The organism is Campylobacter sp. RM12642, from assembly GCF_020137635.1.
Classification (GTDB): domain Bacteria; phylum Campylobacterota; class Campylobacteria; order Campylobacterales; family Campylobacteraceae; genus Campylobacter_E.
The window spans coordinates 1-22,780 of record NZ_JACGAT010000009.1; the positions used below are offsets into that span (position 1 = coordinate 1).

The window sequence follows — 22,780 nt, forward strand, 5'->3', positions numbered from 1 at the left end:
AAGAATGAGAATGGTTGTGGTCTTCGTGGGAATGATTAGAATTATGGTGTGAATGATTATGGTGTGAGTGATTGCAAGAATGATTGTTTGAATGTTGTTTTATTGGTTTATGAATTAAGTTTTGATAGGTGCAAGTCATTGTTTTTCCTTTAAATTGAGTTTTAGGATAACTTTAATCCTTTTTAATTTTTATGATTATAATTCATATTTAAATAAATGTAAATTACTTACGAATTTGTAAGTATAAAGGAGTTTTTATGCAAATAAATATGAATAATGTAACCTGTCCTTTGCAAATAGCTGCAAATATGATAAATGGAAAATGGAAAAGCATAATCATTTTTCAATTAAGTTTAGGTAATTCTTCTTTATCAAAATTACAAAAAGATATAATTGGAATTAGTCAAAAAATGCTTCTTGAACACCTAAATCAATTAAGAGAAAATGGCTTAGTAGATAAAATAACTTATGATGGCTATCCACTAAAAGTAGAATATTTTTTAACAAATCGTGGAAAGCAAATGTTAAAAGCTATTATTATTTTTCAAGAAATAGGCATTGAAGTTTTAAAAGAAAAGAAATTATTTAATGCTTTAAATGAAAAAAGCTTATCATACATACGAAAAAGTAAGTAATTTACAATTATTTTTAAAAAAGATAATATCTATCCTTTAATTTAAGGAGATTTTATGAATACAAAAGTTCAATTAATTAGAAGTGCTTGTGTAAAAATCACTATAAATAATGTGTGTTTTTTAATAGACCCTATGTTGGCACCAAAAGGCACTTATGAAGGTTTTGCAAATACTTATAATTCACATTTAAGAAATCCTTTAGTGGATTTGCCATTTAGTTTTGAAGAAATTATAAATGATGTAAATGCTGTAATAATTACTCATAATCATTTAGACCATATAGATGAATATACCTGTAAAAAATTAGATAAAAATATTAAAGTTTTCGTTCAAGATAATCAAGATTATAATTATTTTAAAGATTTAGGATTTAAAAATCTTGAGATTTTAAGCGATACTTTAGAATTTCAAGGAGTAAAACTAACAAAAACTAAAGCAAAACACGGAAGCGAAGAAATATATAAAAACGAAGAATTAGCAAGGCTTTTAGGTGATACTATGGGAGTTATTTTTAGTGCAAAAGATTGCAAAAGTGTTTATTTAATAGGAGATAGTGTTTTAACAAAAGATGTTGAAAATACTTTAAAACAAAATTATGATATTGTTATTGTAAATGCTGGAAATGCTATGGTTTTAGGATTTGATGATAGTATTATTATGAATGAAAACGATATTAAAAATATTGCTAAAATATCAACTAGCAAGATAATAGCCGTTCATTTAGAAGCTATTAATCATTGTATTTTAACTAGAAAAGCTTTAAAAGAATTTGTAAATAAGAATAATTTAAGCGATAGAGTTTTAATCCCAGATGATGGGGAAAGCTACATTTTTTAAAGGAGATAAAATGAAAAAATATGAGATTTTTAATGTAAATTGCAATCATTGTGTAAATAAGATAAAAAATGCTTTAGAAGAAGATTTTGGAACAATTAATTTTAGTGATGATTTAAAATATATTTTTATAAATGCGAATAAAGAAGAATTTGAAGATGAGCTTTTAGAATTAGGATTTAGATTAGGTAAATTAGTATGAAAAATATAAGGCTTTTTATTAATGGAATGCATTGTGTAAATTGTGCTAATTCAATCAAACAAGAAGCCTTAAAATTAGGCGTAATAGATGCAAGGGTTGATTTTATCAATAAATTTGGAGAATTTAGTGTAAATGATGATTTTGATAGTGAAAAGCTAATTTTTGCTATCAAAAAACTAGGCTTTGAAGTAAGCTTAGAAAAAATAAATGCAAAAAAAACTTACGAAGGCATTAGGCTAATTTTTTTAGCGATTTTTAGTGTTTTAACTTTTATTGATTTTAGCTTTTTATTCTCTTGTGTTTTTGCAAGTTTGGCTATTTTACTTTCGCTTGATTTTTATAAAAGAGTAATATTTCATAAAAGCTATGGAATGGATTTACTTGTAGTGCTTGGAATTAGCATTAATTATTTTTATTCATTTTTTAGTATTCATCATCATTTCTTTTTTGAAAGCACTTTTGTCTGCTTTGTGATTAGGCTTGGAAAATTTATTGAAAATAAAGCAAAAGCTAAAGCAAATTCTTTAATCACACCAAGTAAAATCCCTACAATAACCCTAGCAAACAATAAAATAATAAAAGCAAATCAAATAAATAAAGATGATGAGCTACTTATTAAAAACGGCGAAGAAATCTTAGTAGATGGAATATGTCTAAATGAAGCCTTAATTGATGAGAGCGTTATTAGTGGAGAAAGTTTTAGTCTAAGCAAAAAAATAGGAGAATTAGTCTATGCAGGTAGCATTAATAAGGGCGAATTATTAAAGATAAAAGCAACTAGCACTTATTATGAAAGCTCACTTGAAAAGCTTAAAGATGAAGCAATGAAAGCTAATAATAAGGATTTAAAAGCCTTTAAATTAGTTGATAAGATTAGCAAATATTTTGTATTAATAATTTGTATAATCGCTAGTATTACAGGACTTGCTTGGTATTTTATAGATTCTTCTAAAGTGTTTTTTTATGTTAGTAGTGTGTTGTTAATCTCGTGTCCATGTGCCTTAGGACTTGCAATTCCTATGGTAATAGTAATTTGCATTAATTTATGCTTTAAAGAAGGAATAATTTTAAAAAATCCAGAGCTAATTAACTCAATAAAAGATATAGAATGCTTTGTTTTTGATAAAACAGGCACACTTACAAATTCAGTGCAAAAAATATCGCACGATTTAAGTGAAGCTGATTTTAGGCTAATTGCAAGTATTGAAAATACTCAAAATCACCCAATAGCTAAGAGTATTACGAATAATTTTACTGATTTTTTAGATTTAAATGGAACTTGTGCTTTAAAGGATAATTCTTTAATTTATACTGATGAGAATTTAAAAGTAGAAATAAAACCTTGCGAAAATGAGTTTTTATGTTATAAAAATGATTTATATCTAGGCAAAATTACTCTAGAAAACGAAATTAATGAAAATGCAAAAGAATTAATTAGCTTTTTAAAATCACTCAATAAAAGAATAATAATAATTAGCGGAGATAGTAAAGAAAGAGTAGAAAATCTAGCAAACAAACTAGAAATTAGCGAATATTATTTTAGAGTTACACCTGAAAATAAAGCTGCGATAATAAAGAATTTAAACGCAAAAAGCGTATTTATTGGGGACGGGGCTAATGATATTAAGGCATTAAGAACGGCTAATTTTGGTATATCATTTAGCAATGCAAATGCAATTGCTAAAAATAAAGCCGATGCGATATTGCTAAAAAATGATTTGATTAAAATCATAAAACTTTTTGAGATTTTTGATAAAGCTTATAGTAAGATTAAGCAAAATTTATTCATATCGTTTTTTTATAATTTCATAGGAATTGCTCTAGCTTGTGGGGTTTTTAGCGAGATTAATTTGCATTTAAATCCTGCACTTTGTGCTATGCTTATGAGTATTTCATCGCTTGTTGTGGTATTTAATTCTTTGCTTTTGTTTAGAAAAAATAATTTATCTAGTTAGTAGTAACTAGATAAATACTAAATACTAAAATTTTTAAAATTCTGCCTTAAGGCTTCCGAGCTTAAAAACGCAACGCTTTGAGCTAGATTAAGCGACCTGCCATAACTTTTCATAGGTATTAAAAAGGTATTTTCATTACTTAAAATCTCTTTAATTTCAGGCTGTGGCAAACCAAAACTCTCGCTTCCAAACACTATGAAATCTCCTTCGCTAAAATTAGCGTTAAAATAAGGATTTTTTGATTTTGTGCTAGCGAATTTCATTTTAGTAATATCATTATTAGCTAAAAAATCCTTTGCATTATCCCAAAAAATCGGCTCAAGTTTATCCCAATAATCAAGACCTGCGTGCATAATCTTTTTACTTGAAAAGTCCAAAAAATGAGGTCCAACAAGATGCAATTTAAAACCTAAGTTATAGCACATTCTACCTATTGTCCCTACATTTCCTGCAATTCTTGGCTCAACTAAAACTATATTAAACATTTTTCATATACTCCTTAATGGCTTTTTCTTCACATATTAGCGCTTCTTCTTTTGAGCTAATATTCTCATATATGACTTTTATTTTGTCATTATAAATTCCTAATTCTTTAGCTCGTTTTACAATATCCTTATTTAGCCCAAGCCACTCTCTAAGCGGCATTTTAATAGCAATTTTGCATAAATTATAGTCATTTAAATCATTAAAATTTGGCTCTTTTGTTAAAAAGAAAAGCATTTTTTTATAAGGCATAAATTGATAATATATATTAAAATAATCAATAAAATAAAAAAACATTAAAGCAAATCTTTTTTCCTTACAAACCAAATTCTTATTATCTTTAATCTTTTTTAAAACAGCAAAAAATTCATATTTGCTAACACTAAAACCAAAACATTTTTCAAATAAATTTAGCTTATACAAATAATAAAGCCCAATTTCAGGGTATTTTGCTTCAAATAATTTTATTAATTCATTATAAATTCTATCCTTGCTAAGGTTTGAAATATCAATTTTTTTTAGATACCTTAAATCCTTTTTCTTAGTCTTTAGCTTAAATCTAGCAATAAATTGAATAAATCTTAAAAGCCTTAGCGAATCTTCTTTGAATGTAGAATAATTCACTATTCTAATTAGCTTTTTTTTACAATCTTGAATGCCTTTATGTAAGTCTATTATTTCTTGTGTAAAAATATTAATCATTATTGTATTCATACGAAAATCTCTTCTAAGCGAGCCTTTGTATATGCTTTTTTCAACTTTTACACGAAAATCCGTATGTAAATCGCCTGTTTTTTTCTCTATTCTTGCAAGTGCTAAATCGTAATTTGCTTTTTTATAGACAAAAAAACTTTTACCTACACCTAAAGCGTTTAATTCTTTAGCAATCTGCTCCATTTTACTAGGACTTACATCATAAATCTCTATATCATAATCATTTGTATTATTACTTAGATAAATATCTCTAACACAACCACCCACAAAATAAGCTCTTTTTGTGTATTTTGATAAAATTGATTGTATTGTTAAAAAAGTCTCATCATCCCAAGGAAGCATTAATTTTTTAAACGCTCTTCAATACTTGCTAGTAAAAATTCAATAAAAGATATTGTTATTTCTAATCTTTTTTGTAAATCTTCTTCATTTTGCTTGGTATTTAAAGCTTCAAAAAGAACCAAAATTCTTTCTTTAATTTTCAATAAATATTGCTTTTCATAAGTTGATAGCATAGCTGTGCTAGTAGTTTCTTTAGCTCTTTGAATATCTTCAATCTTAGCTATTATCTCTTCTTCGCTACTGATTTCATTTACTGCTTTTACTTCATTTATTTGCTCTTCTTCAGTTTTTTCATATTCTTTTTTAATCTCATCTGCTGCTACTTGAGATAATCTATCAATCATTTGTGATAATTCTTCATTATTCATATATTTATTAGCCACCTTTTAAACTCATTATATTCTTGTTCGCTTTTAGCATTCATAAAAAAATCATACATTAATAAATTAAGCTCAAGTTTATGAACCTTAGCACCACTTAATCTATAAATGCCTTCTTTAGCTGCTTGATTGTTTTTATCACGCTTTAAAATATTTTTATATATTTCAAGGGCTTCTTCTCTTAGCCCTTGTTCTTCATAAATCTTTGCTTCTGTTATAGTATGCATTAGCAATACTTCGCTACTAATTCGCCCATTTCTTGGGTATTAAGTTTAATTTTTGCATTAGCTAAATCAGCACATCCATAGCCTTCGCTTATTACTCTTTTTACTGCGTTTTCTATTTTTGATGCTGATACTTCATCGTTTAATGCAAATCTTAACATCATAGCAGCACTCAAAATTGTAGCAATTGGATTTGCTATGCCTTGACCAGCAATATCAGGAGCGCTTCCATGAATTGGCTCATAAAGTCCAACTTTTCCACCTATACTAGCACTTGCAAGTAGTCCGATTGAGCCAACTACCATACTAGCTTCATCGCTTAAAATATCTCCGAATAAATTCTCCGTTAAAATCACATCAAATTGCTTTGGATTTTTAATAAGTTGCATAGCAGCATTATCTACATACATATAGCTTAATTCAACTTCAGGATAATTTACAGCTAATTCATCACAAACTTCTCTCCATAAAGCTGAAGTTTCAAGCACATTAGCCTTATCTACCATACATAATTTTTTGCGGCGTTTCATTGCACTTTCAAAACCAATTTTTGCAATTCTAATTATCTCATCACGAGTATAAACCATTGTATTATAAGCTCTATCTTCTAATTTTTCTCTAGGTTGTCCAAAATAAATTCCACCCGTTAATTCTCTTACTACAAGTAAATCAACGCCTTTTACAACACTAGCTTTAATAGTGCTAAGCTCTTCAAGTCCATCATATACAAAAGCAGGACGAAGATTTGCAAATACTCCTAAAGCTTTTCTAAGTGCTAATAATCCACTCTCAGGCCTTAAATGGCGTTCTAGCTTATCCCATTTTTCTCCACCAATTGCACCAAATAAAACTGCATTAGAATTTAATGCTACATCAATAGTTTCTTGTGGTAAAGGAACTCCAACCTCATCAATCGCAGCCCCACCCATTAAACATTCAGTATATTCTAAATCAGGGCGAACTACTTTTAAAACTCTTATAGCTTCATTAATTATTTCAGGGCCTATTCCATCGCCTTTAATTACACAAATTTTATTCATTTTGCAACCTTACTAGCGTATTCAATCAAACCACCCGCATTTAATAATTCTTGCATAAATACAGGGATTGGATTTATTTTATAGCTTTCGTTTTTTGTGATATTTTTAATAATTCCGTTTGTAATATCTATATCTAATTCATCATTTTCTGCAATTTTATCAGTATCGTTGCACTCTAATATTAAAAGTCCAGTATTGTATGCGTTTCTATAAAAAATTCTCGCATAAGTTTTTGCGATTACACATTTAATATTTGCAGCTTTAATAGCAATTGGTGCGTGCTCACGACTAGAACCACAGCCAAAATTCTCTCCTGCAACTATGCAATCATTTTCTTTAATTTCTTTAAAAAATCCAGGCCTAGCATCTTCCATAACATAACTAGCCAATACTTTTTCATCACTTGTATTTAAATATCTTGCGGCTATGATTAAATCTGTATCTATATTATCGCCAAACTTAAAAACTCTCATTAAAGCTCCTTTAAAAATTATAATTAATACCCAACATAAACTTATTAGCAAAATAATCTTTAGCATAATTTAACTTATAATTTATCCCAAGATTAAGCCTATCGTTAAAAGAATAACCTAAACCTAAATTAATATTAGTTAATAGTTTTTTTGAAAAACCATTACTAATATCAATGCTATTTTGATAGCTTATATTTTTTGCCTTTAATAAATAATGTTTGTAAAAATTATATTCTAAATCAACACTAGCTAACAAGTTTAAATAATTTAAATTTTTCTTATACTCAAGTCCTATATTTGAATAAGTAAAAAACTTTTTAAAGTTATTAACACTTACGCTAAAATCATTGCCTAATTCATTAAAAGAATTTTGTTTATAAAAAATACCATTTAAAGCGACAAAAGGATAAAAATCATTCAATTTATAAGCAAATTTTAAAGTATATGCTAAAGAATTATCATAAAATTTCGCATAATTGCCAAATCTTTCTGTCTTATTTAAAGTATTAATATAACTTAATTTATTATTGATATAAAAATCATCTAAATTAAAATTCGCATTAGCAATTAAGCCAAGAGTTCTTGCATTGTTTTTAAAATCATCATTATAAATATTTGAATTATTATAAACAAAACCTAAAGCGAATTTAAAATCATCTTTTATTAAAGCATTGCTAATTAAAGTCTCATTCGAGCTTTCTTTTAAAGAATTAATTTTATTATATTTATAGCTTTGTTCTATATTAAAATCATCTTTTAAATCATTTGCTTGAATACTTTTAACCTTTGCAATATTCATTAAACTATTATCGTATAAATCATTAGCAAAAAGCTTATTTGTATTTTTTGCTAATTCGTCTTGAGTGGTATTTAAAATACTAGCATAAAACAAATCAGCTCTTCTTAAATTGTATTCAGCTTCACTTAAATACCCATCTAAATTAATATTATTATAAGCTAAATCATCGCTTGTTTTATCTCTTTTACCAACTTCGTATTCTAAATAATTATCAAGTTGATTAAACAATAATTGATAATTTTTGCTTGCAAAATCATTTAAATTATTAATTTTATTCAAATCAATTCTTTTAACCATAACGCTTACTTTATTATTAGTATAAGTTGGCTCATTAATTTCTAAAAAAGTTACTAATGATTGCACCGATTTAAATCTATTTTCAATGCTTCTTGCCGTTAGAATATCTACATTTTGACCTTGAGTTATATTTGCACCTGATTTAACACCTACTAAATTAAATTCCCCGTCTAATTTAGCATTACCTAAAACTCTAAAACTCTCGCCTAAATTAGAATAAATCTTGCTATTTGAACCTAATTCAAGGCTACCTAAAGTTAAACCTTCGTTTATTAAAACACTATTATTTGTAATACCACTTGCAGTTGTATTGCTTACTCTTAAAACACCATTTGTATTTGTAAAATGTGCTTGATTTTTCTTGCCAGTTAGCCACAATGTGCCGTTTTTAATCTCGCTATTACCTTTAAAAGTATTATCCCCACTTAATACTAAAGTCCCAATTCCATCTTTAATAAGACCAAAATCACCTTTAATATTATTTGAAAATACATATAAATTATCTAAATCCACATTAGCATAAAAGTCTTTTCTAAACTCAGCAACCCCATTCATAGCACGAGTAGGATTTAAAATCCCTACCCCAAAACGAGCCTTAATATCATCAGCATTATTTGTAGTGCTTGTAACCTTAAATGCGGTTGTAAATAAACTCTCTTTAATATTATCATTACTCATCCAAGGGTATTTTTCATAAATTAAAGCCGCCACACTAGCAGTTATTGGGGTGCTATAACTTGTGCCTTCAATTCCATTTATCTCAAAAGGAGCTGAAATACAATCATCCCAACCATTTTTCTTGCAAGTATTTCCGTGATGAAAAACTTCTTTAATTGCTCCATCATTATCTTGTATGTAAAAATGCTTACCATATTCATCTGCTCTTGCAGTATCTGTTTTATATCCTAAAACAATTACCCAACCTTTTCTTAAAGGACTATCAAGTGGGATTGCGTGGGTTGTAAAAGGCTTATTAATATTATCAGTAATATTACCTGCTGCATTAAAAACTAAAGCATTATTTTTCATAATTGCTGTATAAAATATGCCTGTATTTGGACTTGAATAATCTAAATTACTATATTCATAAGATTGATTAAAAAACCTAACTCCACTATTTGATAAAGCATCAATTGTAGCGGCTAAATTAATATTATCGCCCTTTTCATTGTCATTTATTGGATTTACTATATTTGCAAATTTAATCTCACTTGCAATTGTATTTGCAGTATTCATTACATTTTTGCCGTGTAAAATAGGGCTATTATTACTATCTTTTAAAATAGAATTTGAATAGTTTTTACTTATAAAATTATCATCATCTATCCTATTTGCCAATGAATTCCATTTAGTGTGATTTGTCTTTTTATAATCAAAATACTTATTTACTAAGACATTTTTTAAATCATCAGTCCCCGAATCATTTACCCCAATAATTATTCCTTTTCCTAAAAAGCCTTGATTCCAATTAGAACTAAATCCATAGCTAGTTTGATTGTTATTTGACCTTGAAACTTCTTTGTTTGAATAGTTTGATGGATTATTTGCACTCTGAAAAGTAGCTAAATTTGTATCATAAAGCTTAGCAAAAACACTAATAGTAGCAGTATCAGTTTTAGTGTTTAACTTAGTGGCTATATTGGTTTTTTTAGGTGTATTAATTACAGGCAAATTAGAATAATCCGAAGTTATTTTGGCATTTTCAACTATGTTTTGAAAATTCTCATTAGTTGATACTTTAGCTGTAGGTTTATGTGGTCTTGAAATAGAAGTATCTTGTGAAGATTTTATATTAGGAGTTTGAGTATTAGCTCCACCACCGCCACAAGCACTTAATAAAAATATAGAAGCAATTAATGATAGTTTAAAATTCATATAAAAATCCTAAATTAAATTTATTTGCAAAATAATTCTTAGCAAATGAATTATTATAATCAAAATTAAAATTAATTTTACTATTTAAACGATAAGATAAATTAATACCTAAATTAAATAAATATTGTTTATAAAAGCCATTTGATATTTTTAATTCATCAGAAAAATCATATTTAGCTAAAAAATAATAATCTTTATTGAAATTATATTCTAAATCAGCATAAGTTTTAAGATTTAGCTTTTTAAAAGCAAAATTAGAATTAATCCCTAAATTAGCATAATAAAAGTCTTTATTAAATTTATTAAACGACAAGGCTAACAAACCGCTATTTTCACTAAAACTATCTTGAAAATACTTTAAATAATTTAACCTAAAATAAGGACTAATATTATTATTTAATCCTAATTCACTTGAGATTAAAAAGGCTTTATTTTTAAATTTTGAGCTTAAATCAAATCTATTTGCATTATTTTTAATATCAAAATACGAAATCAAATTCTTAGAATAATAATCATCTAAATCTATTTTATAACCTGCTAAAAAGCCTAAAGTTCTTGAATTGTTTTTAAAATTATCATTATAAATCCTAGCGTCATTATAAACAAAAGCAAGACCTAAATTATCAAAATTATTAGCTATTTTATATTCACTTGAACTTTCTTTTAAATCACTAATTTTATTGTAATTATAACTTACTCCAAAATTATCAAAACTTATTTTATTTAGTGATTTTATCCTTGCGATATTTAAAATTGAGTTTGTATAAATATCTTCTGCAAATAATAATTTCGTAGTAGATGCTAATTCATCTTTTGTTGTATTTATTATCGCATTTGCAATCATATTGTATTTTAAAAACTCATTTTCACTTAAATTACCATTTAAATTCACTTCTTTATAATTTGCCTTATCCAATGGTAAATCAGGCTTTTTTGTTTCATAAAGTAATCTATCAAATTTTGAAAATAAACTTGTGTAATTTTTCTTAGCATAAGCATTTAATTCAGGTAAAGTATTTAAATCATCAATTTTATCTACCTTAATACTTAAATTATTTTTATCATATATAGGTTCGCTTAATTTCAAAAATGTAGAATTTGGTTTTATATTTTTAAACTCACCTTCAATACTTCCTGCTGTTAAGATATTTTCTCTTTCTTTATTTAAAGTATAGCCGTATTTAACCCCAACTACATTTAAATCCCCATTAAGTATAGCTTTATTAATTACATTAAATTTTTCGCCTATATTTGTATAAACTACGCTTGTATTAGCTAATTTTAGATTATTAACTTCCATTCCTTCATTAACTAAAATTCCATTATTGGTTAAATTTGCAGCACTAGCATTACTCATTCTTAATATAGAATTATTAGTGATACTAGCTTTATTTGAATTACTAAGCCACAAAACACCTTTTTTAATACTTATATCTCCTGTAAAAGTATTTTTTCCACTTAAAGCAAGAGTTCCAATCCCATCTTTAATAAGCCCTGCATTACCACTAATATCATTTGAGAATACATATAAATTATCTATATCTACATTAGCATTAAAATCATGCCTTAAACTTGCAACTCCATTCATTGCTTTTGCTGGATTTATAATGCCTTCTCCAAAATGAGCTTTAACTTCGCTTTCACTTGCTCCATAAACCTTATAAGCCGTTGTAAAAATACTCTCTTTAATATTATCATTACTCATCCAAGGATATTTTTCATAAATTAAAGCACCAAGAGTTAAAATAGCTGGGGCACTAAAGCTAGTTCCTGCATTATTATTTATTAAAAAAGGAGCTGCTATACAATCATCAATTCCGTATTTTTTGCAAGTATTTCCTGCAGAATATACATATTTTCTAACCCCATTATCCATAATATAATAAATATCTTTGTAATCTTTATTTGGTTTTTTATCATAATAACCAAGTGCAATTATCCAACCTTTTCTAAGTGGGCTATTAATAGGTAAAGCATGAGCTGAAAAATCTCCTGTTGTTTCCTCATTTCCCGCTGAACTAACTACAAGAGCATTATTTTGCATAATCGCTGGATAAAATACCCCGATATTATCTTCACTAGTATCTATTGTTTTTGTTCTTGCAAATGAGCGGTTAAAAAACCTTACCCCGCTATTTGATAAATAATCAATTGTAGCAGCAAGATTTACATCATCTCCTGAACTTAACTTATTTCCATCTGAATCAAGTAAAGGTAAAGGCACATTAGCAAACCTTATATCCTTTGCTAAATAACTTGCAGTACTCATTACTAGCATTCCATGAGTTGCATTTGCGTTTGTTTTTTCATTAATCAAAACAGAACTTTTGTAAGTGTTAGCAGTAAAATTAGTATTTTTTAATCTATAATCTAGTGATTTCCAATGCGCTCTATCTACTTCCTTATATTCATAATGATTATTAAAAGCTAATTTGCTTAAATCACTTGTCCCTGTATCTAGGATAGCTAAGATTATTCCTGTTCCTAAAAAACCTTGATTCCAATTAGAGCTAAAGCCTATATTTGTAACATAGATTGATGAAGAATTTTGCGGTGTGAATTTTAAATAACTACTATTGTATAAACTATCTTCTAAATTAAAATTAGCAGTAGGCAAATAATTTGTATAATCTTTATTAATTGTGCTTTGATTATTTGAATTATTTGGCTCTACACTAGCAGCACCACCGCCACCACCACAAGCACTCAAAAACAATAAACTAAGTAATAAAACACTATATCTCAATGTAAATTCCTAAAAAATAATTTCGTGTAAAACATAAAAAACACAAGTTGCTAAAATAATGCTAATAAAACCTTTTTTAAACATTATATGAGAGATTAAGGCAACAAGCCCAGCCACCAAATAATCACTTGCATAAGGTGGGTTTTCATAATCTAATCCTTTATATAAAAAGCAAACTAAGATAACCATAATCAAAAGTGGCATATGTTTTTCAAGATACATTAAAAGCTCATTTGGTTTTTTTGTCCCAAAAAATATATAAGCTAAAGCCTTTAAAACAACAGCACTAAAACCAGCAATTAATAAAGCACTCATCGTATAAGACATAATTTCTTTCCTAAAATCAATATAAAAATTCCTGAAAAAATACAACTTAACATCATATATTGTTTATCTATGAAAAATAAACCTATAAGCCCAAGAGTTAAAGCTATGAAAAATACTTTATTTTCTTTATGTTTTATGTAAAGTTCGTAAGCTAAAACTATAAATAAAGCATTTAAAGAAAATCCTAAAGCACTATAATCAGCCTTAGCAAAACTTGCTATAAAATACCCTACAATACAACCAAAAATCCAATAAAAATGATTAAAAGTTAGAATTAATACGGCAGTTTTTTTATCATAATCTTTTGCACTAAGTAAGGCAAAACTCTCATCAGTTAAAGTAAAAATCGCATAGTATTTTATAAAGCCTAAATCTCTAAAATATTTTAAAGCTCCTAAAACATAGAAAAAATGTCTAAGATTTAGCAAACTTGAAGCTATTAAAATCTCTACTAAACTAGCACCCGAGCTAAGTAAAGATAATAATAAAAATTGCAATGATGCAGAAAAAACAAAAACAGCAGCCACAAAAACTTCAAAAAAACTAAAAGAATTTGAATAAGCAAGAATGCCAAATGCAATACCAATTACTATATAAGCAACAGCAACGGCAAAAGTATCAATTAAAGCTTGTTTTATCATTTTGTATACTTTTTGATATATTCATCTACATTGCTTACTTCTTGTTTTTTTATAACTTTTTCTTGTTTTACATTATTATCATCATCTTGAAAATATATGTAATCAATCCCAAAAAGTATTCCTATAAATATAATTAATGGTATTAAAAAAATCATTTTCTCTCCTAAATGTATGCTTATAAATAATAACAAATTTTTTTAAAAAAACAATTCAAAAATTTTAAAAAAATCCCCTTAAAATAGAACTTTTAAAAGGATTTATAATTTATTATTTAATTCATAAAACTTTTAAAAATAATTAATACTTTAATTATTTTTCATCAATCAATCTAGTAATTTCACTATCTTTTAAATCTTTTGCTAATTCGCTTAATTCTTTTTTGTTTTTAATACCTAAGGCTTTTAGATTTTCTAAACGAGAACTAATACTACCTTTACCATATAAATGAGTATCAATTTTTAAAAAACCATTTTCACATTGTTTTTTTAATTTTTCATAATCTTCATAAAAACTAGCGTATTTATCATAAAATTTACCAAATTCATTAAAGACTTTTAAAGCATTTTGATTTACTTCATAGTTTTTCCAGCCAAAATAAATCATTTTAAGTCCCATAAAAAGCGTAGTAGGACTTACTAAAAATATCTTTTTAGCTTCGGCTTTTTTAAAAATCTGCGAATCACTTTCTAAGGCTAAATCTAAAATATTTTGATAAGGCACAAATAAAATCACATATTCATTTGCAAAATCAACTGCTAATTCATAATCTTTTTTCGCAAGTTCATTTATCCTAGCGTTTAAATTATTTGCAATTTCATCTTTATAAACTTCTAAATTATCACTACTTGGTAAAGAGAACTTAGAATCAATAATAACGCATTTGTTAGGTTCAAAATACACAATCGCATCTGGTCTTTTTGTATTATTGTCACTATCTTTAAAGCTTTCTTGCATAAAAAAATGCTCGTTCTCAATAAGCCCACTAGATAATAAACACTGCTTAAGCATAATCTCTCCAAAATCCCCACGAGCTTTTTTATCACCTTTTAAAATATTAGCAAATTCATCAGCCTTTTTGCCTAAATTCTGACTTGTTTCAAACATTGTTTTTATATTATTTTCTATGCTTGTATTTTGCTTTAATAAAGCTTTTTCATATTCGCTAATTTGCTCTTTTAAAGGGCTAAAAATCTTGTTTAAAAGCTCATTTGAATTATTTAATAATACTTTTGTGTTTTCTTCATAAATTAATTTTGAGCTTTTTTCATTTTGCTCTTTTAGGTTATTTTCTAAGGTTTTTAAAGTATTTTCATATTTTTCTTCTAAAGATTTTAAATTGTTTTCATACAATTTTACTTTTTCGTTTAAAGCTTCGTTTTTAGCATTTTCTAAATGGTATTTAGAAGATAAATTATCTAAAATATCTTTTGTATTTTTTAAGTTTTCGCACTCTTTTTCAAATTGCTCTTTAGTATTTTTAAGCTCTTCATTTAGCCTTGAAAGTTCTGTATTTAGAATTTCATTTTGATTACGCTTGTTTGCTATTTCAGCATTTATAAAATTATTCTCGTTTTTTAATTCTTTATAATCATTTTCAAGATTACTTATTTTTTCGCTTAAAGCCGAGTTTTGAATATTTAAATTATTTCTTTCATTTTCAATTTGCACTAAATTATTTTTATAATTATTTAATTCTTGTTTTAAATTCTCACTCAAAACACTCAAATATTCTTTATCTTTAGCAAGAGATAAAAACTCGTTTTTAAGCGAGCTTTCACTCTTAAAAATATTTATATAACGAATATAAAAAATAATGCAAACTATAAAAAATACAATACTAATAATGGCTAAAATTAGCTCATTTGTCATTTTCTAAAACCTGCAATAATCTTTCATAATCAGCCTTTGTATCAATACCAAAAGACTTTGTATTAATCTCGCACATTTTAATGATTTTGCCATTTTCAATAGCTCTTAATTGCTCTAATTTTTCAATATGTTCTAAGCTTGATTTAAGAGTTATAAATTCTTTTAAAGACTTAGCTGTATAAGCATATATGCCTAAATGATGATTGTATTTTACACCCTTTTTATCTCTATCATAAGGAATTGGTGCTCTTGAAAAATATATAGCATTTTGCTTAGTATCAAGGACTACTTTTACCATATTTTCATCACTTGGAGTATCTTTTATAGTATAGCAACTCGCCATAAAAAATTCATTCTTAAATTCATTGCAAAATTCTTTAAACTTAATTAAATTGCTAAGCTCAAATAAAGGCTCATCTGCTTGAAGATTTATAATTAATTCATCATCATTAAGACCTAAAATATCAACGCATTCAGCTAATCTTTCAGTCCCACTTTCGTGAGTTTGCTTTGTCAAAATAGCTGTTAAATTATATTCTTTTGCCAATTCTAATACCTTAGAACTATCAGTGGCAATCACAACCCTATCAGCCTTACTAGCATTTAAAGCTGTGTAAATACACATAGGAATGCCTTTGATTGGCACTAAAATCTTTTCACTAAAACGACTTGATTTAAGTCTAGCAGGAATTATAATCATTGTTTTATCCATTCTATTATTGTTTTTTTAATCTCATCTACTTTTATATCTTTTGCATAATAATTAGTTGAATTTAAAGCATTTAAAAGACTATCATTCAGCTTATAATTATACTTTTTAGCCAAATCTTTAATGCCACTTAATTCATCTTTAAATATACCTAAAGCTTTTTGAATACTAGGGGTAAATTTAGTCCATTCAGCAGTAGAACAAATCACATTAAAACTATCATCAAGAGCATTAATAGCTGTTGCTGTATGTGGGTCTAATAAATAATTTTTATAAGCTTTAATATTTTCTAAAGTTTCGGTATCACTGCATTTATAAGCTATAAAATGTTCTTTTAATCTAGCAAGTTCATCTTTAGTAATTTTAAAATATTTATCACTTTCAAGACTTAAATATAATTGTTTAGTTCTACTAGCTCCGAAAAAATAATACATTAAGCGTTCAAGATTTGATGATTTTAAAATATCCATAGCAGGAGAATAAGTGCATTTAAACTCACGATTTCTTAAATCATATTCACCTGTAGTAAAGAAATCATAAAGAATTGTATTTTCATTGCTTACGATTTTGATTTTATCTATATTTGCACCCATTTGCTTAGCATAAAAACAAGCAAGTGCATTACCGAAATTCCCACTAGGAATTATCACATTTATTGGGTTTTTGTATTGAAGACTAAGATAATAATGATATAGCAATTGATAAGTAATTCTTCCAAAATTAAGTGAATTTGCAGCACTTAGATTTAAGCCTTGATTTTTTACAATTTCTTTAAATTCCTTATCATTTAATAGATTTTTTAATGTGCTTTGAGCATCATCAAAATTACCATCAATTGCTAAAACTAAAGAATTACCATAATCTACATTAGCCATTTGACGCTCTTGAACAGCACTTGTTTTTCCTTTTGGGAAAATACAAACTACTTTTGAACTTTTGTTTTTACTAAATGCACTAAGAGTTGCTGGGCCTGTATCTCCGCTAGTAGCACAGATAATTAAATGCTTATCATTATCCATAAGTCTTGCAAGTGGTGCTAATGCTAAGTCCTTAAAAGCTCTAGTTTTTCCGTGAAATAATTCACATATATCAGTTTTACTATCAAGTTTTTTGATAACAAAAGGCTCTTTAGTATCAAAATCTAAATATTCATCTAAACTCTTTTCAAAATTACTCAAATCATCACTCAAACTTGAAAAAATCTTTTTAGCAAATTCTTTATAACCCAAACCTTTTAATTCATCTTTATTAAATACTTGCAATTTACTAGGGCAAAACAATCCCCCATCGCTTGAGAGTGGATTTTTAAGTGCATTTGCAAAATCACTTGTAATGTTTTCATCTCTACTTGAATAAAATATCATTATTTCTCCTTTAAAAATTCTAAATACTTATCTTTTGCTTTAAATTTATAATACACAAACTCAAAACATTCGTAATTATGGTGTTTTTTGATTATTTTATAAACCTTTTTTATATTTTTTGATTTTATTTCTAAACTAAACTCATCATCGTTAATAATTTTTCCGTCCCATTTATAAATACTTGTAATTTTAGCAATATGAATACACTTGCTAAGCTCTTTTTTGATTATTTTATTTGCAATTTTTTTAAGCAATTCTAAATCATTGCTAGTTGTCTTTATAAGATACATTAAATTCCTTTAAATAATTAAATATAGCTGTTTTTAACTCATCAAAAATTATTAATTCTTCATCAATTAATATAGTTTCTAAATTAAAATCTTTTATTTTTACATAATCTTTTTTAGTTAGCAAAATATATTTTGCATTGTGCTTTTGCATAAGATTTATTAGCTCTTCTTTATTAAAGCTTGAATGGTCGTTATAGAAATAATAAGCTTTTACTAAATCTTTATATTGCAATAATCTAAAAGGCTTTGCAATAGCTGATATTAAAATCATATCTTCTTTAATGTCTTGAATAAAAGAAGTCCTTTTAAAATGTAAATCTTGATAAGCATTAAAATCTGCAAATTTTTCATAACTTTTAGGAAGTCTATAAGCTCCACTTGGAAGGGTAAAATTATATTTATATTTTATATTTGAGTTTAATAAAATATCAAATTTTTTTATATTTGTCTTAGAAAAAGCATCATCTAAAATAACGCATTTTGCACCTAAATCTAGTGCTTTTTGAATACCTTTAATTCTATCTTCACTAACAATTACATTTGCTTTTGTAAATAAAGCGTGTTCTAATGCTTCATCACCTGCGTTTAAATAATCGCTTAGAATTTGATTATGCAATTTTACTACAAGCAAACCTTTGCTTTTGCGTTTATAACCACGAAGAATAATAAAAATATCATCGTTATAAATAGAATAAAGCATATCGCTTAAAGCCTTGCAAAATGGGGTTTTACCATTACCGCCTACACTGATATTTCCTACGCTAATTATTGGAATTTTAAAATCATTTTTCTTTGTAGATTTAAAGTTTTTACTAGCAATAAAAGAATATATATAAGAAAACGGCAAAAGAGTGAAAATTAAAATCTTTTGCCATAAATTAGGATTAAAAAAATATCTATCAATAAAACCCATTAAATCCAGCTTGAATCAAGAGTTTTTATAGCATCACAAACTCTTTTTACATCTTCATCGCTAAGATTTATGTGAATTGGTATTGATAAAATCTGAGCATAGTTTGCTAAAGCATTTGGAAAATCATTGATTTTTAGATTATATTTTTGTTTATAGTAGCTTAAGAAATTTAAAGGTATGAAATGAATTCCTGTATTTATCCCCATTTCTTTTAGTTTTTTAGCAAAATTATCTCTATTTTTATCAACCTTTATGATATATCTTAAAAATGTGTGTTCTGGGGTTGTTGTAGGCAATTTAATATGTTTTAAACCTTTTAGCTCTTCATTATAAATATTTGCTATTTCTCTTCTTCTTTTTAAGTAATATTTATAATTTTTTACTTTAGATAAAGCTAAAGACGCACATACTTTAGTGATTTCATACTCATGTCCAATATCTGTTACATCATAAAAATATCCAAGATTGCCATCATCTCCCCAAGCATTTGATGAAATTCCATTTGAGTTTAATAATTTTGCTCTTTCATAAACTTTTTCATCATTAATTACTAAAAATCCGCCTGCAAACACAGGGTCTTTTCTCATAGCATTAAACCCAAAAGAAGATATTAAATCCTTAGTTCCTACTAATTCGCCTTTATACTCCATACCAAGTGCAAAACCACAATCATTTATTACAGATACATTGTATTTTTCACATAAAGCTCTAATTTCATCAAGTTTTGCTGCAAGTCCTGCGGTATGATTTACAAAAACTGCTCTTAATTTCTTGTGATTATGTTTAATTAGTGCTTCTTCTAAACTCTTTATATCAATATTAAAACTATCAAGCTCAACATCTACAAAAATAGGTTCAGCATCAAAATATCTAATACTTTGAGCAATTGTTGGAAATGAATTTACAGAGCAAATTACCTTATCTCCACGCTTTAAATCAATCGCACTTAAAGCCAAATGGTGTGCTGCTGTGTGATTATTGGTTAAAACTATACGAGAACCTTTATAAATTTCACTTAAACTATCTTCTAATAATTTAATACTATTTATATCATTATCTAATGATTTAATTAAAAACTCTTTATCATCTTCTGTAATTACATTTAAAAAACAAGAAATTTCTTTCATATTTATGACCTTTTAAATATTTTTATATTTTCTCTTTTGAACTTATTTTTATTTATTCTATCTAATAGTTTTATATAATTATTATCAATTATATTTTTTTCATAATTTTTTAAAAACTTATCAATTTCTGTATAAGTAAAACCAATATCGCTCTCATCATCTTGACCTTCATAAAGGTCTGCGCTTGGTTTTTTACTAATTATATTATTAGGTAGTTCTAAAAATTTAGCAAACTCAAATAATTCACTCTTGTAAAAATCACCTAAAATATTAAAAGCACAGGCTAAATCTCCCCAAATAGTGCCATATCCTAACATTAATTCACTTTTATTGCTTGTCCCTGCTACTAATAAATTATGCTTAGCTGAATAATCATATAATAAAGTCATTCTAATCCTAGCTGCAAAATTTCCTATTAATACCTTGTCATTAGAACCACTTGCTTTAATAAATTCATCTAAAATGTTTTGAATATTTATAATTTCATATTTTAAAGCATATTTATTTGCTAAATTAATAGCGTCATCAAGATTTGTTTTATTTGAAATATTAGTAGGCATTATAAGACAATGTGGCTTTTTTTCGCACTCGCTTAATATTCTTAATACAATAGCACTATCAAGCCCACCACTAAGCCCTAAAACAGCACCATTAAAATTTTTTAATATTTCATTAGCAAATGAAATCATTTGATTTTTAATATTTTGCATTATTTATCCGTTTTTAGGGGCATTTTATAAAATAAATATTAATCAATTCTATTATAACTTGGCTTTAAAAAACCATCTTCTATTAATTGATTAATAGCAAGTGCTGCAACAGGTAAAGCTGTTTGAGCTGCATAATATCCTTCTTTATCTTTATCAGGACTCATTACTAAAACACCAATTGTGTATCTATTGTTTTCATCATTTGCAAAACCGAAGAAATTTGCATTATATTCTCTTTCATATTTTCCACTAACGCTAATTCTTGCTGTTCCTGTTTTACCACCTACGCTAATTCCTAAAGGCCAATATTTTGCTAAAGATTTTTGATTTGCAGTTTTTATTAATATCCTATTCATCTGCTTTGCAATTTCAAGTGGCAAGACTTCTTTTTCTGTTTTAGTATATATTTCTTTTAATTCCTTATCTTCATTATAATATTTAGCAATTTTAGGACTAATCCAAATTCCACGATTGTTAAATACATTATAAGCTGCTAAAAGTTGTATAAAGGTGGTTCTAAAACCATATCCATAAGCCATAGTATTTTTTTCTACTTCATAAGTTTTTTTAGCATCTTTTATAAAACCTGCTTTTTCATAAGGCAAGTCAATACCAGTTAAATTTCCTAAATTAAATTCCAAATAACCATTAATTAATTCTTTTACATTTTCTTTATTAGAAATTTGAACCATTCCTATATTTGATGAATGAACTATAATATCTTCAGCAATCATAGTATCCATAGGATGTGTATCTGTTATGTAAAACTTATCAAGCTTCATTCTTCCGCCATAAGTCTTTACCCATTCAAAAGGGGTTATGCGATTTAGTTTTAATAAATTAGCAAAAGCAATTGGCTTAATTACCGAGCCTGGTTCGTATTCAAATTCTACAGCGTCAGTATTTAGATACGATAAATCACTTTTTCTATGATATGGGTCATACCTTTTGCTAGTTGCTAGTGCAATTACACTTGCATCTTTGCTATCTAAAATGCCTATTATTACTTGCTTAGCACCAAAATTTTTTCTAGCAACACTTGCTATATTTTCTAACCCTTTTTGAAGCTTTAAATTTACATTTAAATATACATTACTACCATTAATTCTATCACTTAAAAAGCTATCAGAATTTATAATTATATTTCCACCAATATCCTTACTACCTGTTATTTTATAATCACTTTTAGGGCTTAAATACTGCTCATAATATTTTTCCAAACCTTTTTTTGGAATATTTGAATATATCCCATCTTCTAAACTTAATTGAGAATAACCAAGAATTGGGGTTAAAATATCTCCTTTAGAAAAAACTCTTTCTTCTTTATGTTCAATTATCTCAAGTCTTCTTGTGCTTACTTTTCCATTTGCATTTTTAAAGGATTTAAAAAATCCTGAAACATAAAGTTTTTTAGATAATTCTTGTAAATAACTTGCAGCTTTTGAATCAATTTCTTTTGATAAAACAAAATTATAAACCTTTTTTTGCTTTAAAGCTTTTAATAATCTTGCTTTAATATCTTTCATTTCTTTATCATCAATAAAGGCATAAATCTGAAATAATTTTAAAAAATAATCTAATTTATCTAAATTAATACTTCTAATATCAATTTCAGCTCTATAAATTCTTCTACTAGTTACTAATGTATATCCATCAGCACTAATAATATCTCCATTTAAAGCACCTACTCGCTCACCTCTTTCAATACTACCTACATTCCTTTCATTAGTTTTGCTTCTAACAAAAGAAAAAATAATAAAAAAAGAAGCGAGCAACAAAAAAAACAATACTATAAAAGTCTTTTTACTAGGCTCGTAAGGTGTTTGCATTT

Annotated in this window: 23 protein-coding genes; 4 read left to right on the forward strand and 19 right to left on the reverse strand. The window is 26.6% G+C overall.

The window, feature by feature from the left end; genetic code table 11:
* The first annotated feature begins 257 nt into the window (after positions 1-257).
* Genes AVBRAN12642_RS04820 through AVBRAN12642_RS04835 form a run of 4 tightly spaced genes read left to right on the forward strand, consistent with a single transcriptional unit; the run spans position 258 to position 3,626 of the window.
* The gene (locus tag AVBRAN12642_RS04820) at positions 258-635 is read left to right on the forward strand and encodes a winged helix-turn-helix transcriptional regulator (RefSeq protein ID WP_239803535.1); all 378 of its coding nucleotides are present in this window, start codon (positions 258-260) and stop codon (positions 633-635) included.
* Between the two features lie 54 nt (positions 636-689).
* On the forward strand, positions 690-1,472 hold the full coding sequence (locus AVBRAN12642_RS04825; RefSeq protein WP_336608029.1) for an MBL fold metallo-hydrolase: 783 nt from the start codon (positions 690-692) through the stop codon (positions 1,470-1,472).
* Positions 1,473-1,482: 10 nt separating this feature from the next.
* Positions 1,483-1,671: a heavy metal transport/detoxification protein gene (locus AVBRAN12642_RS04830; RefSeq protein WP_214120494.1), complete on the forward strand. Its 189-nt coding sequence runs from the start codon at positions 1,483-1,485 to the stop codon at positions 1,669-1,671.
* Entirely contained in the window at positions 1,668-3,626 is a 1,959-nt protein-coding gene (locus AVBRAN12642_RS04835; RefSeq protein WP_336608030.1) for a heavy metal translocating P-type ATPase, read from the forward strand. The genes AVBRAN12642_RS04830 and AVBRAN12642_RS04835 overlap by 4 nt, the downstream gene beginning before the upstream one ends.
* Positions 3,627-3,643: 17 nt before the next feature.
* Here the strand turns inward: AVBRAN12642_RS04835 and AVBRAN12642_RS04840 are convergent, their stop codons facing one another.
* From AVBRAN12642_RS04840 to AVBRAN12642_RS04930, 19 genes are all read right to left on the reverse strand, one after another.
* Positions 3,644-4,111, reverse strand: a complete 468-nt coding sequence (locus tag AVBRAN12642_RS04840) for a tRNA (cytidine(34)-2'-O)-methyltransferase (RefSeq protein WP_214120496.1) — start codon at positions 4,109-4,111, stop codon at positions 3,644-3,646.
* On the reverse strand, positions 4,104-5,165 hold the full coding sequence (locus AVBRAN12642_RS04845) for a CCA tRNA nucleotidyltransferase (RefSeq protein WP_336608031.1): 1,062 nt from the start codon (positions 5,163-5,165) through the stop codon (positions 4,104-4,106). The genes AVBRAN12642_RS04840 and AVBRAN12642_RS04845 overlap by 8 nt, the downstream gene beginning before the upstream one ends.
* The gene (locus AVBRAN12642_RS04850; protein WP_336608032.1) at positions 5,165-5,533 is read right to left on the reverse strand and encodes a CiaD-like domain-containing protein; all 369 of its coding nucleotides are present in this window, start codon (positions 5,531-5,533) and stop codon (positions 5,165-5,167) included. The genes AVBRAN12642_RS04845 and AVBRAN12642_RS04850 overlap by 1 nt, the downstream gene beginning before the upstream one ends.
* Positions 5,530-5,772 carry a hypothetical protein gene (locus AVBRAN12642_RS04855; protein ID WP_336608033.1) on the reverse strand — a complete coding sequence of 81 codons (243 nt, stop codon included), beginning with the start codon at positions 5,770-5,772 and terminating at the stop codon, positions 5,530-5,532. Before AVBRAN12642_RS04855 ends, AVBRAN12642_RS04850 begins: the two co-directional genes overlap by 4 nt.
* Positions 5,772-6,809, reverse strand: a complete 1,038-nt coding sequence (leuB, locus tag AVBRAN12642_RS04860) for a 3-isopropylmalate dehydrogenase (protein WP_336607318.1) — start codon at positions 6,807-6,809, stop codon at positions 5,772-5,774. Before leuB ends, AVBRAN12642_RS04855 begins: the two co-directional genes overlap by 1 nt.
* Positions 6,806-7,282: a 3-isopropylmalate dehydratase small subunit gene (locus AVBRAN12642_RS04865; protein ID WP_214117845.1), complete on the reverse strand. Its 477-nt coding sequence runs from the start codon at positions 7,280-7,282 to the stop codon at positions 6,806-6,808. Before AVBRAN12642_RS04865 ends, leuB begins: the two co-directional genes overlap by 4 nt.
* Positions 7,283-7,292: 10 nt before the next feature.
* Positions 7,293-10,253, reverse strand: coding sequence for a S8 family serine peptidase (locus AVBRAN12642_RS04870; protein WP_336608034.1), 2,961 nt, complete (start codon positions 10,251-10,253; stop codon positions 7,293-7,295).
* On the reverse strand, positions 10,243-12,999 hold the full coding sequence (locus AVBRAN12642_RS04875; protein ID WP_336608035.1) for a S8 family serine peptidase: 2,757 nt from the start codon (positions 12,997-12,999) through the stop codon (positions 10,243-10,245). Before AVBRAN12642_RS04875 ends, AVBRAN12642_RS04870 begins: the two co-directional genes overlap by 11 nt.
* A gap of 9 nt (positions 13,000-13,008) precedes the next feature.
* Positions 13,009-13,326 carry an AzlD domain-containing protein gene (locus AVBRAN12642_RS04880; RefSeq protein WP_214117848.1) on the reverse strand — a complete coding sequence of 106 codons (318 nt, stop codon included), beginning with the start codon at positions 13,324-13,326 and terminating at the stop codon, positions 13,009-13,011.
* A complete protein-coding gene (locus AVBRAN12642_RS04885; protein WP_214120295.1) occupies positions 13,311-13,967 on the reverse strand; it encodes an AzlC family ABC transporter permease in 657 nt (218 codons plus the stop codon). The genes AVBRAN12642_RS04880 and AVBRAN12642_RS04885 overlap by 16 nt, the downstream gene beginning before the upstream one ends.
* Positions 13,964-14,122, reverse strand: coding sequence for a hypothetical protein (locus AVBRAN12642_RS04890; RefSeq protein WP_214117850.1), 159 nt, complete (start codon positions 14,120-14,122; stop codon positions 13,964-13,966). Before AVBRAN12642_RS04890 ends, AVBRAN12642_RS04885 begins: the two co-directional genes overlap by 4 nt.
* A 154-nt stretch (positions 14,123-14,276) precedes the next feature.
* Positions 14,277-15,836 (reverse strand): DNA recombination protein RmuC, encoded by a 1,560-nt coding sequence (gene rmuC, locus AVBRAN12642_RS04895; protein ID WP_214117851.1) that lies wholly within the window; start codon positions 15,834-15,836, stop codon positions 14,277-14,279.
* The gene (gene kdsB / locus AVBRAN12642_RS04900) at positions 15,826-16,536 is read right to left on the reverse strand and encodes a 3-deoxy-manno-octulosonate cytidylyltransferase (protein WP_214120293.1); all 711 of its coding nucleotides are present in this window, start codon (positions 16,534-16,536) and stop codon (positions 15,826-15,828) included. Before kdsB ends, rmuC begins: the two co-directional genes overlap by 11 nt.
* On the reverse strand, positions 16,533-17,909 hold the full coding sequence (gene thrC, locus AVBRAN12642_RS04905) for a threonine synthase (RefSeq protein ID WP_214117853.1): 1,377 nt from the start codon (positions 17,907-17,909) through the stop codon (positions 16,533-16,535). The genes kdsB and thrC overlap by 4 nt, the downstream gene beginning before the upstream one ends.
* Positions 17,909-18,199 (reverse strand): divalent cation tolerance protein CutA, encoded by a 291-nt coding sequence (gene cutA, locus AVBRAN12642_RS04910; RefSeq protein WP_214120292.1) that lies wholly within the window; start codon positions 18,197-18,199, stop codon positions 17,909-17,911. The genes thrC and cutA overlap by 1 nt, the downstream gene beginning before the upstream one ends.
* A complete protein-coding gene (locus tag AVBRAN12642_RS04915; protein ID WP_336608036.1) occupies positions 18,177-19,112 on the reverse strand; it encodes a tetraacyldisaccharide 4'-kinase in 936 nt (311 codons plus the stop codon). The genes cutA and AVBRAN12642_RS04915 overlap by 23 nt, the downstream gene beginning before the upstream one ends.
* Positions 19,112-20,239 carry a DegT/DnrJ/EryC1/StrS family aminotransferase gene (locus AVBRAN12642_RS04920; RefSeq protein ID WP_214117856.1) on the reverse strand — a complete coding sequence of 376 codons (1,128 nt, stop codon included), beginning with the start codon at positions 20,237-20,239 and terminating at the stop codon, positions 19,112-19,114. The genes AVBRAN12642_RS04915 and AVBRAN12642_RS04920 overlap by 1 nt, the downstream gene beginning before the upstream one ends.
* A 2-nt stretch (positions 20,240-20,241) precedes the next feature.
* Positions 20,242-20,949 (reverse strand): NAD(+) synthase, encoded by a 708-nt coding sequence (gene nadE, locus AVBRAN12642_RS04925; RefSeq protein ID WP_214117857.1) that lies wholly within the window; start codon positions 20,947-20,949, stop codon positions 20,242-20,244.
* A 38-nt stretch (positions 20,950-20,987) separates the two neighbouring features.
* Positions 20,988-22,778 (reverse strand): penicillin-binding transpeptidase domain-containing protein, encoded by a 1,791-nt coding sequence (locus AVBRAN12642_RS04930; protein WP_336608037.1) that lies wholly within the window; start codon positions 22,776-22,778, stop codon positions 20,988-20,990.
* Positions 22,779-22,780 lie beyond the last annotated feature (2 nt).

Coding starts and splice junctions, on each gene's coding strand:
- AVBRAN12642_RS04820 (WP_239803535.1), top strand. CDS start 258: ATGCAAATAAATATGAATAATGTAACCTGTCCTTTGCAAATAGCTGCA.
- AVBRAN12642_RS04825 (WP_336608029.1), top strand. CDS start 690: ATGAATACAAAAGTTCAATTAATTAGAAGTGCTTGTGTAAAAATCACT.
- AVBRAN12642_RS04830 (WP_214120494.1), top strand. CDS start 1,483: ATGAAAAAATATGAGATTTTTAATGTAAATTGCAATCATTGTGTAAAT.
- AVBRAN12642_RS04835 (WP_336608030.1), top strand. CDS start 1,668: ATGAAAAATATAAGGCTTTTTATTAATGGAATGCATTGTGTAAATTGT.
- AVBRAN12642_RS04840 (WP_214120496.1), bottom strand. CDS start 4,111: ATGTTTAATATAGTTTTAGTTGAGCCAAGAATTGCAGGAAATGTAGGG.
- AVBRAN12642_RS04845 (WP_336608031.1), bottom strand. CDS start 5,165: ATGCTTCCTTGGGATGATGAGACTTTTTTAACAATACAATCAATTTTA.
- AVBRAN12642_RS04850 (WP_336608032.1), bottom strand. CDS start 5,533: ATGAATAATGAAGAATTATCACAAATGATTGATAGATTATCTCAAGTA.
- AVBRAN12642_RS04855 (WP_336608033.1), bottom strand. CDS start 5,772: ATGCATACTATAACAGAAGCAAAGATTTATGAAGAACAAGGGCTAAGA.
- leuB (WP_336607318.1), bottom strand. CDS start 6,809: ATGAATAAAATTTGTGTAATTAAAGGCGATGGAATAGGCCCTGAAATA.
- AVBRAN12642_RS04865 (WP_214117845.1), bottom strand. CDS start 7,282: ATGAGAGTTTTTAAGTTTGGCGATAATATAGATACAGATTTAATCATA.
- AVBRAN12642_RS04870 (WP_336608034.1), bottom strand. CDS start 10,253: ATGAATTTTAAACTATCATTAATTGCTTCTATATTTTTATTAAGTGCT.
- AVBRAN12642_RS04880 (WP_214117848.1), bottom strand. CDS start 13,326: ATGTCTTATACGATGAGTGCTTTATTAATTGCTGGTTTTAGTGCTGTT.
- AVBRAN12642_RS04885 (WP_214120295.1), bottom strand. CDS start 13,967: ATGATAAAACAAGCTTTAATTGATACTTTTGCCGTTGCTGTTGCTTAT.
- AVBRAN12642_RS04890 (WP_214117850.1), bottom strand. CDS start 14,122: ATGATTTTTTTAATACCATTAATTATATTTATAGGAATACTTTTTGGG.
- rmuC (WP_214117851.1), bottom strand. CDS start 15,836: ATGACAAATGAGCTAATTTTAGCCATTATTAGTATTGTATTTTTTATA.
- kdsB (WP_214120293.1), bottom strand. CDS start 16,536: ATGATTATAATTCCTGCTAGACTTAAATCAAGTCGTTTTAGTGAAAAG.
- thrC (WP_214117853.1), bottom strand. CDS start 17,909: ATGATATTTTATTCAAGTAGAGATGAAAACATTACAAGTGATTTTGCA.
- cutA (WP_214120292.1), bottom strand. CDS start 18,199: ATGTATCTTATAAAGACAACTAGCAATGATTTAGAATTGCTTAAAAAA.
- AVBRAN12642_RS04915 (WP_336608036.1), bottom strand. CDS start 19,112: ATGGGTTTTATTGATAGATATTTTTTTAATCCTAATTTATGGCAAAAG.
- AVBRAN12642_RS04920 (WP_214117856.1), bottom strand. CDS start 20,239: ATGAAAGAAATTTCTTGTTTTTTAAATGTAATTACAGAAGATGATAAA.
- nadE (WP_214117857.1), bottom strand. CDS start 20,949: ATGCAAAATATTAAAAATCAAATGATTTCATTTGCTAATGAAATATTA.
- AVBRAN12642_RS04930 (WP_336608037.1), bottom strand. CDS start 22,778: ATGCAAACACCTTACGAGCCTAGTAAAAAGACTTTTATAGTATTGTTT.